Below are 13,043 nucleotides of genomic sequence, written 5' to 3' on the forward strand. Positions count from 1 at the left end.
GAGCCCTGCTGACCGGTGGCTTCGCTGCAAAGCGGAGTCCCCCCCGGCAAGACCAGAAAAGGCCCCTCGCTGCGGCGGCGAAGCCCTCTCCGCTCCCCCCAGACGCTCCCCGCTCTAAAAGCGCAAGGCGAGCTCGAGCTGGGCGGAGACGGGCTGCTGGAAGCGGGTCTCGACCCCGAAGTTGCCCTGGGGCTGGACGATCTCGCGGTTGAAGAAGCCGGAGCCGCCGCCTTGACGATGGACCTTGGCGTGCTTGAGATCCTCGAGCTCGCCGCCTGCGATCGGGCGAGCGCCGTCGAAGCTGTAGACCTCGTCGACACGCAGGGCGGCCTTGGCGTTGCTGACGTTGACGACGCGGCCAACAAACTCGAGCTCGAGATCCTTGGGCAAGGGGTAGGTGTAGGACGCGCTGAGGTTGACGCGGTAGTTGGGCGCGACGCGACCGCCGGCCCCGCGCGGGAGCAGGTAGACGAGGTAGCCGCCGCGGTACTGCGCGATCGCGGTGTCGGTCCGCACGCTGATCGGCACGCCCGAGCGGACGCGGACGTTGGCGGCGAGGGTGATGCGGCCCGCCTTGCGTAGATCGATGCTGTAGATCCCGTCGAGGTTGAGCATGTGCGGGACGGTCCCGGTCAGCGGGCCGTAGCCGTTGCGGACCAGATCGGGGATGTCGTACTGCGTGCTCGCGCCGAGGTTGACCGAGCCGTTGACCGGATCGGTGAAGCCGTCGTAGTTGCCGACGTTGCGCGAGTAGGTGTAGCTCGCGCGCACGCTCCAGCCCTTCGCCAGGCGCCGGGTCAGCTGCAGGGTCCACGCGTCGAGGGTCCGCGTTGGTTTGGGGAACATGGTGCCGAGCTCGCGGAAGGCCCCGGCCATGTAGGTGCAACGCGACAGCTCGCGGGCCAGCTGGCCGCGGGTCTCGGCCTCCTCGGGGGTCGCCTTGAAGGTCTCCTCGAGCTCGGCGCAAGCGGCGTCCTGGGCCTCGATCGCGGCCTCGGACACGGTCTCGCCCGGGTTGGCGATGATGAAGTCGGTCCCGCCGTTGGTCGAGACGTCCTCGACCGCGCGGCCAAGATCCTGGTGGACCCAGCGCAGGTTGACGACGAGATCCTCGATGAGCTCCTGCTCGTAGCCGAGCTGAAACTGCTGGTTGTAGGGCCCCTTGAGCCCGGGAGCCACGGCGCCGCCGGTCAGGCCGGTCGTCGATCCGCCCCCGTCGACGCACCACTGCGTCGGTTGGCCACGATCGTCGATCCGCGAGTGGGTCACGCCGTCGATCGTGGTCGTCCGGTTGATGCAGTCGCTTTGGTTGTAGCCCCGGGTGACCTGGACGAGGCCACCGAAGGCGCGGCTGTTGAGCTGGAGCGGGAGCGGCTGGTAGAACCACCCGTAGCTGGCGTAGAGGCGGCTGCGGCCCTCTTTCGTCCAGTCGTAGACCAGCCCGAGGCGGGGCGCGACGTTGTCCCAGATCAGCACCTGGCTGCGGCCGTAGATGTCGCGCATGTCCTGGATCTCCCAGCGCGCGCCGCCGCTGAGAACCAGGTTGGGCGCGATCGCCCAGCGATCTTGAAGGTACACGCCGTAGTTCATGGTCGAGAGGGTCTCGCTGTAGCCGTCGACCCGCACGCCGCGGCCGAGGGGATCGGCGAGCGCCCTCAGCTCGCCGGTCTCGTGGCGCACGGTCCCGTAGCCGAAGGTCGTGGCCTGATCGGGGTTGTTGCCGTCGACGAGGATGTAGCGGTTGTTGTTGACCTGGTCCGAGCGGGTGAAGCGGTAGCCGTCGGCGGGGCCGTAGCAGTACTCGCCGCCGCCTTGCTCCCCGGCCTGACAGCCGTGGTCCATGAACCCGGCCTCGTTGCTGCCCGAGTAGCGGTAGCTGCTCTGGCGCTGCATCCACGAGACCTGCCCGCCCCACTTGATCTGGTGGCTGCCGCCGCGCCTGCGCTTGGCGTCGACGAAGTGGGTCAGATCGAGGCTGCCCTGGACCCGGCGCGCGACGTCGCGGTCGTACTGCCCGAGCCCGCCAGACACCCAGGTTCGGACCGGACAGGCGTTGCCCGGCAAGCTCGAGTCGTTGCACGCGTCGTCGACCCCGGGCACGAGGCTGGTCCGGCCCTCGCGGTCGAGGTACTCGATCAGGCTGCGACCGCCCGAGGTCTGCTCCTGGGTGGCCGGGCGCCGCTTTTGCGCTGGGTCCTCGAGCCGCCAGGCCATCTCGGACACGCCCTGCCAGTAGCTGACCTGGGCGTCGATCTCGACGCGGTCGTCGAAGGCCCGGCCGTGGTACTCGAGCCCGACGAGGTTGCTGAACCCGAGATCCCAGCCGAAGTGGTCGTTGACGATCCCGGTTGCGATGCGGGCGCTGCCCCCGAGCGCGGCGTCGGGGTTGGTCCCGAACGCGACCGGGTCGACGGAGAAGGGCAAGCGATAGCTGGTCTTGGCGAAGTTGGGTCCGCCGAGGACCGTGATCCCGAGGGTGTGCTGCGGCCGGATCCGCCAGTCGAGCCCCCCGATCCAGCCGAGCTGCGCGCCGCCGGTCCCAAAGGTCTGCTCGGCGAATTTCTCGGACGCGATGTAGTTGCCGTCGATGACGCAGTCGTTGGTCCCGTTCTCGTAGGGGCAGTCGGCGTAGCCGCCCGAGTCGTCGAGATCGACGCGGTGATAGAAGCTCTGGGTCAGCGTGTGCTTGGCCCCGGCGAAGTTGAGCCCGAACGAGAAGAACAGGCGATCCTTGATAATCGGGCCCGAGATCGCAACATAGGCCGCGCCGCCGTAGTCGGGGTTTTGGGTCACGCGCAGGGCCTCGTCGGTGGCGAGGATCGTGCGCGGATCGGCCAACCGCGGCGAAAAGCGCAGGCCCGCGACCCCGCGCAGCTCGTTGGTCCCCGCGAGGCGGCGGACGCTGATCTGACCGCCCGAGGCGTTGCCGTGCTCGGCCTCGTAGCCGGCCTCGAGGACCTCGGCCTCCTCGACAAACTCGCGAATGATCGAGACCCCGACCGCGCCCATGAGCGGATCGTTGGCGCTGTGACCGTTGACCTCGTAGTTTTGCTCGACGTCGCTCAGGCCCATGACCTGCTTGCGCGGGCCGTTGTCGTTGGCGGTCGGGGCCTGATCGATGACGCCCGAGAACCCGTCGTTGTCGATGCCGTTGCCGCCATTGAGCAGGCGCAGCTCGTCGCCCGTGTAGCGGTATTTGGTCTCCGGGCTGCTGGTGTCGACCGGCGTGCGCACGATCAGGGTCGTGTCTTCCACCCGACGATCGCCGCGCAGGCGCAGGTCGGCCCGGACCTTGCTGCCGCGGGTGAGCTCGACCCGGCTCGTCCCCTCGATCTCGCCGTAGAAGCCCTGGACGACGTACTGACCGGCCGGGAGCCCGCGGGCCGTGTACACGCCGCGGGCGTTGGTGAACACCTGGAGCTCCTCGCTCAGGCACGCGCACGAGAGGACCACGGCCGCGTCTGCGACGGGCTCGTGGTTGTCGCCGTCGGTGACGATGCCCGAGATTGTTCCAGAGCTCGCGGTCGACGGCGGCGCGGCCTGGACCTCCCGGGCGGTGCCGAGCATGACGCTCCCGACGGCCAGCAGTGATGCAGTCACCGCGAGGCCGGACAAAACATGTCGTGACAAAGTGGGCTCGCAATCGGGCCCCGAGCAGGTTGACCCCGGTTCGCAGCGGGTTCTCTTGGGCAACGTCGAGTCCTGGGGCGGCTTACGTTGTTGGGCATCCTGGCAGGAGCGGCGACACCCGCAGCGGTTTGAGGGCAGCTCGAGCTCGTTGGACGAGGGCTGGTGTGGCCGTTGGGCTCCGCACCCGGGCCCAGAGGGCACCTCGAGCTCGTTGTACGAGGGCTAGAGGTGCCCGCCGCCGCACTAGGACTAGGCGAGGCGCCCTCCCCTCCCCCGGCTGACTGCCCTGACTGCCGACACAAAAAAAGAAGCGACCCGAAGGCCGCTTCTTTTTCTTGGTCGCTCGCGCCCGCCTCTAGAACCGAAGCTTGAGCTCGAACTGGGCCGAGAGGGGCTGCTGGAACGAGGTCTCGACCCCGAAGTTGCCCTGCGGCTGGACGACCGTCCGGCCGAAGAAGTTCTCGGCGCCGCCACCTTGGGCCCAGACCTTGGCGTGCTTGAGGTCGCCGAGGTCGCCGCCGGCGATCGGCCGCGCAGCCTGGTAGGTGTAGATGTCGTCGACGCGGAGCACGGCCTTGGCGTTGGTCACGTTGAGCACGCGCGCGTTGAACTCGATCTCGAGGTCCTTGGGCAGCGGGTAGGCGTAGCCCGCGCTCAGGTTCCACTGGTAGTTGGGCTGGACCCGACCGCCAGCTCCGCGGGGGAGCATGTAGATCAGGAACTGGTTGCTGTAGTTGAAGTTCGGGGTATCCGAGCGGACGTTGATCGGGAACCCGGACTGGAAGCGGAAGCTGGTGCCGAGGGTCAGGCGACCGGCCTGCTTGAGGTCGAAGCTGTAGAAGCCGTCGACCTTGAGCCGGTGCGGGATGTTGCTCGACAGCGGACCGTAGCTGTTGCGGACCAGCTCGGGGGTGTCGTACTGCGCGCTGGCGCCGATGTTGATCGAGCCGTTGATCGGGTCGACGAAGCCGTCGTAGTTACCGACGAGGCGGCTGTAGGTGTAGCTGGCCAGGAGCAGCCAGTTCTTGGCGAAGCGCTTTTGGAGCTGGAAGGTCCAGGCGTCGTAGTTGCGGGTCGGCTCGTCGAAGATCTGGTTGATCTCGCGCAGGGCCAGGGTCTTGTTGTTGCAAGTGTTGAGCTCGCGGGCGATGGCGCTGCGCTCTTCGTCGTCAGGCGCGAAGGCGTCGAGCTGGCTCTGAAGGTCGGCGCACAGCGCCTCCTCGGCCTGGATGTCCGACTCGCTGACACCGACGCCGGGGTTGGCGATGATGAAGGTCTGGCCGCCGTTGACCGAGACGTCCTCGACCGCGCGGCCGAGATCGGTGTGGAGCCAGCGGAAGCCGAGGACGAGATCCTCGATGACCTCTTGCTCGTAGCCGACCTGGAACTGCTGGTTGTAGTTGCCCTTGAGCCGCGGGACGATCGCGCCCTCGCTGAGGCCCGTGGTCCCGGAGTTGGTGTCGACGCACCACTCGGTCGGCTGACCGTTGTCGTCGATGCGCGGGTGGGTCTCGCCGTTGACGGTCGTGGTCTGACCGAAGCAGTCGCTTTGGTTGTAGAAGCGAGTGACCTGGACGAGGCCGCCGAACACGCGGCTGTTTAGCTGCAGCGGCAGCGGCTGGTAGAACCACCCGTAGCTGGCGTAGAGGCGGCTCTTGCCCTCGTCGGTCCAGTCGTAGACGACGCCGACGCGGGGCGCGACGTTGTCCCAGATCAGGATCTTCGTCTGGCCGAAGATGTCGCGCATGTCCTGAACCTCCCAGCGGACACCGCCGCTGATGTAGAGGTTGGACAAGATCGCCCACTTGTCCTGGAGGAACACGCCGTAGTTGAGGGTCGAGAGGGTCTCGTCGTAGCCGTCGACGCGGACACCGCGGCCGAGCGGATCGGCGACGGCGCGCAGATCTTGTTGCTCGTGCCGAACCACGCCGAAGCCGCGGGAGAAGCGGTTGTCGGGGTTGTCGGTGTCGACCTGGATGAAGCGGTGGTTGTTGACCTGCGTCGAGCGGTTGTACTCGTAGGTGTTGTCGGCGGGGTTGTAGCAGTACTCACCGCCGCCCTGCTCGCCCGCTTCGCAGTTGTCGTAGAAGTCGGCGTCGTTGGAGCCCGAGTAGGTGTAGATGCTGCGACGGTTGTCCCACGACATCGCGCCACCCCACTTGAGCTGGTGCGAGCCCGCGGCCTCGAAGAAGTGGGTGAAGTTGAGGCGGGCCTGGACGCGACGCTGGATGTCGCGGTCGTACTCGCCGATACCACCCGACAGCCAGGCGCGGGTCGGGCAGGCGATGCCGGGCAGATCCGCGCCGTTACAGGCGTCGTCGACCCCGGGCACGAGGTCGACCGCGCCCGAGCGATCGAGGAACTCATAGAGGTTGCGGCCCTGAGAGTCCTGCTCTTGGGTCGCGGGGATGTTCTTGAGGTTCGGATCGTCGAGGCGCCAGGCGTCCTCGTAGACCGACTGGTAGTAGGACAAGCCCGCGTCGATCTCCATCTTGTCGTCGAGGACGCGGCCCTCGTAGTTGAGGCCGACGGAGGTCGTGTGCGCGAGCGTGGTGCCGAAGTGATCGTTGACGACGCCGGTTGCGATGCGGGACGCGCCGCCGAGGGGATCGGACGAGGGGTTGGTCCCGAAGGCGTTCGGATCAAAGGAGAAGGGCAGCCGGTAGGTCGTGCGCAGGAAGCTGGGGCCACCGATCGCGGTCAGGCCGATCTTGTGACGCGGGGTCACGGCCCAGTCGATGCCGGCGACGTACTGGAAGTTGAAGACGCCAGTCCGGAATTTTTGCTCGGCGAACTTCTGCGAGGCGATGTAATTGCCGCCCTCGACGCAGTCGTTGGTGCCGTTCTCGTAGGGGCAGTCCTCGTAGCCGCCCGAGTCGTCGAGATCGACCCGGTTGTAGAAGCTCTGGGTCAGCGAGAACTGGGTCCCGCCGGGCGCGAGGCCGATCGTGAAGAACACCTTGTCCTTCTTGATCGGGCCAGACACGACCGCGTAGGCCTGAGCCTGGAAGTCGCCGACCTGCTGGACGCGCAGGGCCTCGTCGGTCGCGGTGATCAGGCGAGGCTGGGCGAGGCGCGGCGTGAACCGGACGCCGGCCTCACCGCGCAAGGTGTTGGTGCCCGCGACGCGGCGAGCCGAGACCTGACCACCCGAAGCGCCGCCGAACTCGGCGTCGTAGCCGGACTCCTTGATCTCGACGTCCTGGATGAACTCCTGGACGATCGAGGCGCCGACGGTGCCGAACGCGGGGTTGGTGATGTTGGCCCCGTCGACCGTGTACTTGGTCTCGGCGCCGGAGGTGCCCGCGAGCGAGATGCCAGCCGCGTCGCGGCTCGCCGTCGGCGCGATGTCGACGACAGCCGTGAAGTCGCGCGCGGTGCTCGAGCCGACCGGGAGCTGCTTGGCCTCCTCCATGCCGATGGTCATCGACGCGGCCGGGTTCGACGCGACGGGCGAGGCCTCGACGACGATCTCGATGACCTGATCTTGCTCGGGGTTGAGCGAGAAGTTGGCCCGGAACTTGGCCCCACGCGGCAGCTGCGTGATCTTGGAGACGTTGGCCTTACCCGCCAGAACCTGGATCGTGTAGTTGCCCGAGGGCAGATCCGTGAACGAGTAGATGCCGCGGGCGTTGGTCATGCGCTCTTGCTGACCACCCAAGCAGGTGCACTGCACGACGACGATCGCGTTCTCGATCGGCTGGTTGTTGGTCGAGTTCTTGACGACGCCGTTGATGACGCCCTTGTCGCCGCTCGGGGGGGCCGCCTCGGCGGCGGTCGGCGCGAGCAGGACCGCGAAACCGGGGACCGTCACCAAAGATACGGAGATCAGGGACTTGAGCAGGGAACGCTTCACAGGAGGGAGCTCCTTGTCGGTGCGAAACCAGTCGGATGTGTCGTCATGGGCGGGCCGAAATGAAGGGCGTGATGGGAGTCAGAACCGAAGAAAGACACTCCGAGGCCGCCTGATATAACACAAGAGCCACGACCTGTTTACCGGTTCCTGACATCGTTGGACGTCGATCGTGATCGGTCTCGGGCTCGGTCTCGGGCGGGATCAGCTGGGCACCTTCGCGCGCTGCCGAGGCCGACGCGGTGCGGCGCTGGGAGGTCGACGCGAAATTGGGAATCTGGTGCTCGTCGGGCAACGGGACGCTCATCGCCGACTTACAGGGGCACGAAATGGTCCCGCACCGTACTACGGATCGCGTGACCTGTGGTGGCTTTCCGGGGCCGCAGCGGCGCGCTCGCCAGCGATCTCGATGCTGTGAGCCAGCGCCCATGTCCTTTCGGCCGGCGGCGAAAGGCTCGCGCGGTACACCTGCCCAGTGCCGGGATCTCTCGCCGCTTGCCCGCTCAGAAGCGACCCGAGACAACCAGGCCGCCGCCGCCCCTCGACCAGCTCGGGACCACCGACAGCTGCCGCAGCTCCCAGGCCTTGGTCTTCTTGTTGCCCTGCACGAACACGACAGCCCCGGCCACGAGCCCGATCAGCCCGACACCGCCGAGCGTCAGCCCGAGCCCGACAGACAGCCCGTTGGCCAGGCGGCCGTTGTTTCGGTAGGTCTCGATCCGGTCGTTGGCCTCGTCGCACTCGGGGCGACCGTCGTTCGCGGTGCAGCCGAGCCCGTTGTAGTCGGTGTAGGCGTTGCTGAGGTTCTCCTCGAACTCCTGCCCGCGCACGCCGAGCACGACGCCGCTGACCACGCCTCCGACGACGAACACGCCGCCCGCGCCCATTGCGATCGCGCCGCCGAGGCGCAATTTTTTGCCGGGATCGGGGCCGTAGTCGACGGGCCGGTCGGCCCCTCGCTCGGGGGCCTCGGCCTCGGCCTCGGCCTCGACCCCGGCGATCTTCGCGTCGATCTTCGTGATGAGCTCTTCGGCCTCGTCGAGATCTCCGAGCTCGGGGTCCTTCTGGATCTCGATGATGTAGTTCTGAAGGACGACCTTGGCCTTGCGCAGGTGCGCGACGTCGGGATCGACGTCGTACCAGCGCAGGTGCGCGAGCCCGATGTTGTAGAGGATGTCGGGGAGATCCGAGAGCTCGTAGGCGTGCTCGAAAGCGACCGCCGCGTCCTCGAAGCGGCCGAGGCGATAGGCCTTCTCACCCTCGTCGTAGGCCGCGCGAGCTTTGGCGGTGTCCTCGTCGGAGGGCTGCGCGAGCGCGTAGCGAGCCCCAAAACCAGCCCCAAATTGAGTCAGGGACGCCGCGAGGACCGGGGTTGGAAGCAGCGCGAGGCCCCCGCTAAGCGCGACGGTCAACCCCAGCTTCAACACGTTACAGGTGCTTGAAAGGCTCATCGTCGTCGGGGCGCGAAGGTATCACAGGTCGACCAGCTCGATGTCGTCGAGGGAGATCGCGCAGGCGAGGAACACCGCGCCGACCCGGGCGAAGCGCTCGGGGGCGTCGGTCGCCAGAAAGCGGACGCTCTCGCCGGGCCCTCGCGGGCGGACCGGGCTCGGGCCCGCGAGCCCTCCTTGCTCGAGCAGCTCCGCGACCTCCGTCGCGGTCGTGCGCGCCGAGTCGACCAGGGCCACGCCCGGGCCGCAGACCCGCTCGAGCACGGCGCGCAGGACGGGGAAGTGGGTGCAGCCGAGGACCAGCGTGTCGACCCGGGTCCGCTCGGGCCCGGCGAGCTCGAGCTCGAGGTAGCGCCGGGCCACGGCCTCGGGGATCGGCCCCTCGGTCCAGCCCTCTTCGGCCAGGGCCACGAACATCGGGCAGGCGACGGCGTCGACGCTGAGCTCGGGGCGAAGGGCGAGCATGGCTCGCTCGTAGGCGCCGCCCGAGACCGTGCCCTCGGTCCCCGTCACCAGCACGTGGCCGGTCTGGGTGGCCACGCACGCGGCCCGGGCCCCGGCCTCGACCACGCCGATGACCGGCAGCGGCGCGAAGGCCTCGCGCAGATCCTCGACCGCGACGGCCGAGGCGGTGTTGCAGGCCACGACCAGGAGCTTGACCCCGCGCTCGACGAGCTTGCCCGCGGCCTGGCGCGCGTAGCGACGCACGGTCTGGGGGCTCTTGCTGCCGTAGGGCAGCCGCGCGGTGTCGCCGAGGTACAAGAAGCGCTCGTCGGGCAGCCGCTCGCGCAGCGCCGCGAGCACGGTCAGGCCCCCGACGCCGCTGTCGAACACACCGATCGGGCTGGCTGAGTGGCCCGCCACGGGTGTCTAGCTGCGCAGCAGGTTGCGGGCGATGACCATCCGCTGGACCTGCGAGGTGCCCTCGTAGATCTGGAGCAGCTTGGCGTCGCGGTAGAGCTTCTCGACCGGGTACTCGCGGGTGTAGCCGTAGCCCCCGAACACCTGCACGGCATCGGTCGCGGCCTTGACCGCCGCGTCGGCGCCGTAGCACTTGGCCAGCGACGAGGTCATCGTGCGCTTGACGTCGTTGTCGACCTCCCACGCGGCCTGAAGATAGAGCGCGCGTGTGGCTGCGTACGAGATCGCCATGTCGGCGAGGATCATCTGGATGGCCTGGTGCTGGGCGATCGGCACCCCGAAGGTCTTGCGCTCGAGCGCGTAGTTGCGCGACTCGTCGAGGCAGCGCCGGATCAGCCCCGCACACGAGGCGCCGATCATCGGCCGCGACTTGTCGAACACCTCCATGGCCACATAAAAGCCCCGGCCGGGCTCGCCGATGATGTTCTCGGGCCCGAGCTCGACGTCGTCGAACAGCACGTCGCAGGTCTCTGAGGCCCGCTGGCCGAGCTTCTTCTCCTTGCGCCCGACGCTGACGCCCGAGACCTTGCGATCGACCACGAAGGCGGTGATGCCCTTGTGCTTGAGGGCCGGGTCGATGGTCGCAAAGCCGGTGTAGGAGCTCGCCTGGCCGGCGTTGGTGATCCAGCGCTTTTGCCCGTTGAGCACGTAGCCGCCGCCGTCTTTGGCCACGAGCCGCGACTTCATCCCGGCGACGTCGGACCCGGCGTCGGGCTCGGAGCAGGCGTAGCTGATGAACTCGAAGTTCTCGACCAGGCGCCCGAGCCAGCGCTGCTTTTGCTCCTCGGACCCGCCGACGATCAGCGGCAGGGCCCCGAGGTGGTTGCACATCATCGAGGTCGCGATCGCGGGGCAGCCGTAGGCCAGCTCCTCGGCGATCAGGCAGCCCTCGACGGTCCCGAGCCCGAGCCCGCCGTAGTCCTCGGGGATCTCGACGTTCATCAGCCCGAGCTCCCAAGCTTGGCGGAAGACCTCGGTCGGGAAGGTCTCGCTCTCGTCGTATTCGGGCGCGGCCGGGATGATGACGTCGGCGGTGAACTTACGGGCGGTGTCGACGAGCTGGCGCTGCTCATCGCTGATCTGTGGGTTGTACATGGGGTCTCCTGGGCGGCCAGTGATAGCCGCCGGGGTTGGGGCCTGCAAGCGAGCTCAGGAGTCTTCGCGCGCGCGTCGGCGTGCGTCGCGGGCTGCCTTGCGTTGGTCTTTTTCGGCCTGATCGTCGGCCGCGAGCTCGGCCCGGCGTCCGCCGAGCACGAAGCCGATCACGGTCCCGAGCAAGAGGATGCCCGGGATGTAGATGAAGTGGCCGAGGGTCATGAGCTCACGAGGTCATGGCTTGGGGGTGGACTTGCTCAGCTTGGCCTGCAAGGCCGCGAGGTCGGCCTTCTGGGCGCTCGCGCGACGCCACAAGAGCACGCCGTAGATGGCGAAGAGCGCCCAGATGATCCCGTAGGCCCAGACGATGTGGCTGTAGTCGGACGCGACCTTGTTCTCGACCTCGGCCTCGTAGGCGCGCTTGAGGCGGACGGTCTTGGGGTCGCGACCCTCGACCTTCTTGGTCCCAACCTCGGGGGTCTCGGCGTCGCGTTGGCCTTCGGGTTGCTCGAGCTCGAGTTCGTTCATGAAAGTTGTCCTTGCAAGCCAGCGGGCTGGTCTTGGGCGACCCAGGCCTCATCGAGGGCCATGGCGGTGCGCGCTTGCGCGGCGCGGATCCAGACCAGGGCGATGCTCAGCGAGAGCATCGCGCCGAGGCACACGAACAGCGTGTTCCACATGGTCTGCGGCAGCGAGCCGACGACGCCGGTCTGGGGGTGCGTGGTCTTCCAGATCTTGACGGCGTAATAGATGATCGGGACGTCGATCGCCCCGAAGATCGCTAGCGCGGCCGCGAGGCGCTCGGAGCCCTGGGGCCCGTACTTGCGGACCAGCAGGTAGGCCACGAACACCAGCCACAGCAGCGCGGTCGAGACCTGGCGGGCGTCGCCGGTCCACGGCGTGCCCCAGGTCGCGTCGCCCCAGATCGGGCCGGTGATCAGCACGCCGACCCCGGCGAGCACGGTCATCTCGCCGGCCGCGATCGCAACGGCCTCGGCTCGGTCCGAGCGCCTGCGCAGCTGGATCCCGGCCGCGACCCCGCAGACGACGGCGAAGAGCATGCAGATCCAGGCCAGGGGCACGTGGAAGTAGAAGATCTTCTGCGCCGTGCCCATCTCCGCTTCGATCGGCGTGTCGAGGAAGATCCGCTGAACGCAGTAGGGGAACAAGACGGCGCAGACCGCCAGCAGCGCGTAGGGGATGTGTTTCATGCGCTCACCTCGGAGTCTCTCAGGTGGTTCGGGCCCGGGCTGCGGCGGCGCGCGTTCGAGTTGGCGCCGCCCGGGCCGCCCCGATCAGCACGACCTCGAACAGCCACGCGCCGACGCCGATCAGGGCCAGATCCAGCGCGGCCATCTGCGAGAGCGTTGCCCACAGCTCGGGGTGGCCGTCGAGCAGGCGCTGCGTGGTCACGATCGCAAACAGCAGCACCGGGGTCGTCAGCGGGTACAAGATCAGCGAGAGCAGCACGTTCTTGCCGCTGCTCGTCGCGAGCCCGGCCGCGAACAGGGTCCCGACCGCCGCGTAGCCGAGGCAGCCGAGGACCATCAGCGCGACGGTTGCGAGGGGCTCGGCGCCGAACACCCCCGAGGCCGGGAACAGCAGCCCGAGCCCGGGCACCAGCAGCGCCGAGCACAGCAGCAAGACCACGAGCGTGACCAGCAGCTTCGACAGGTAGATCGCCAGGCGCTCGACCGGCGCGGCGAGCAGCGCGGCGAGGGTCGCCGACTCGCGCTCGCGCTCGAACACGCGGGTCAGCGTCAGCGCCCCGACGAAGGCGATACACAGCCAGATCATGCCCGGGATCGCCTTGCGCTGCACGGCGTCGTCGAGGGCAAAGAACGCGAGCGCGAACATCACGACCACGACGAGGGTGAAGAACCCGACCGTCAACACCAGCTCGAGCTGCCGCGCCTCTTGCCGGAGGTCGTTGCGCGCGAGGAGCCAGGTCTGTCGCAGCAGGCGCATGAGCCTCGGCCAAGGTACGTCACGCGGCGCCCTTGGCCCAGCCGGGCCACGCGCCGGCTGCCAGCCCACCGAGCGCAGAACGAGCGCCCGGCCGCTCGCGGCCGCCTCCGCCCCCTCCCCCACGG

At 68.2% G+C, this 13,043-nt stretch carries 9 protein-coding genes; all 9 read right to left on the reverse strand.

The window, feature by feature from the left end; genetic code table 11:
* Positions 1-114 precede the first annotated feature (114 nt).
* Positions 115-3,600 (reverse strand): TonB-dependent receptor, encoded by a 3,486-nt coding sequence (locus ENSA5_RS25190; protein ID WP_258183014.1) that lies wholly within the window; start codon positions 3,598-3,600, stop codon positions 115-117.
* Between the two features lie 385 nt (positions 3,601-3,985).
* Positions 3,986-7,486, reverse strand: a complete 3,501-nt coding sequence (locus ENSA5_RS25195; RefSeq protein ID WP_258183015.1) for a TonB-dependent receptor — start codon at positions 7,484-7,486, stop codon at positions 3,986-3,988.
* A gap of 500 nt (positions 7,487-7,986) precedes the next feature.
* Positions 7,987-8,895, reverse strand: coding sequence for a tetratricopeptide repeat protein (locus ENSA5_RS25200; RefSeq protein WP_146156097.1), 909 nt, complete (start codon positions 8,893-8,895; stop codon positions 7,987-7,989).
* A gap of 60 nt (positions 8,896-8,955) precedes the next feature.
* Positions 8,956-9,798, reverse strand: a complete 843-nt coding sequence (gene murI / locus ENSA5_RS25205; protein ID WP_106394248.1) for a glutamate racemase — start codon at positions 9,796-9,798, stop codon at positions 8,956-8,958.
* 6 nt (positions 9,799-9,804) lie between these two features.
* Positions 9,805-10,950: an acyl-CoA dehydrogenase family protein gene (locus tag ENSA5_RS25210; RefSeq protein ID WP_106394249.1), complete on the reverse strand. Its 1,146-nt coding sequence runs from the start codon at positions 10,948-10,950 to the stop codon at positions 9,805-9,807.
* A 54-nt stretch (positions 10,951-11,004) separates the two neighbouring features.
* Positions 11,005-11,172, reverse strand: a complete 168-nt coding sequence (locus ENSA5_RS38220; RefSeq protein WP_181198127.1) for a hypothetical protein — start codon at positions 11,170-11,172, stop codon at positions 11,005-11,007.
* A gap of 12 nt (positions 11,173-11,184) precedes the next feature.
* Positions 11,185-11,478, reverse strand: a complete 294-nt coding sequence (locus tag ENSA5_RS25215; RefSeq protein WP_106394250.1) for a hypothetical protein — start codon at positions 11,476-11,478, stop codon at positions 11,185-11,187.
* The gene (gene ccsA / locus ENSA5_RS25220) at positions 11,475-12,161 is read right to left on the reverse strand and encodes a cytochrome c biogenesis protein CcsA (protein WP_106394251.1); all 687 of its coding nucleotides are present in this window, start codon (positions 12,159-12,161) and stop codon (positions 11,475-11,477) included. The genes ENSA5_RS25215 and ccsA overlap by 4 nt, the downstream gene beginning before the upstream one ends.
* Before the next feature lie 19 nt (positions 12,162-12,180).
* Positions 12,181-12,918, reverse strand: coding sequence for a heme exporter protein CcmB (locus ENSA5_RS25225; protein WP_106394252.1), 738 nt, complete (start codon positions 12,916-12,918; stop codon positions 12,181-12,183).
* Positions 12,919-13,043: the final 125 nt, after the last annotated feature.

Origin of the sequence: Enhygromyxa salina (genome assembly GCF_002994615.1) — a bacterium.
Classification (GTDB): Bacteria; Myxococcota_A; Polyangia; order Nannocystales; family Nannocystaceae; genus Plesiocystis; species Plesiocystis salina_A.

What these genes read in the sequence shown, in the direction of transcription:
- ENSA5_RS25210 (WP_106394249.1), bottom strand. Translation starts at nt 10,950, where the DNA reads ATGTACAACCCACAGATCAGCGATGAGCAGCGCCAGCTCGTCGACACC.
- ENSA5_RS38220 (WP_181198127.1), bottom strand. Translation starts at nt 11,172, where the DNA reads ATGACCCTCGGCCACTTCATCTACATCCCGGGCATCCTCTTGCTCGGG.
- ENSA5_RS25215 (WP_106394250.1), bottom strand. Translation starts at nt 11,478, where the DNA reads ATGAACGAACTCGAGCTCGAGCAACCCGAAGGCCAACGCGACGCCGAG.
- ccsA (WP_106394251.1), bottom strand. Translation starts at nt 12,161, where the DNA reads ATGAAACACATCCCCTACGCGCTGCTGGCGGTCTGCGCCGTCTTGTTC.
- ENSA5_RS25225 (WP_106394252.1), bottom strand. Translation starts at nt 12,918, where the DNA reads ATGCGCCTGCTGCGACAGACCTGGCTCCTCGCGCGCAACGACCTCCGG.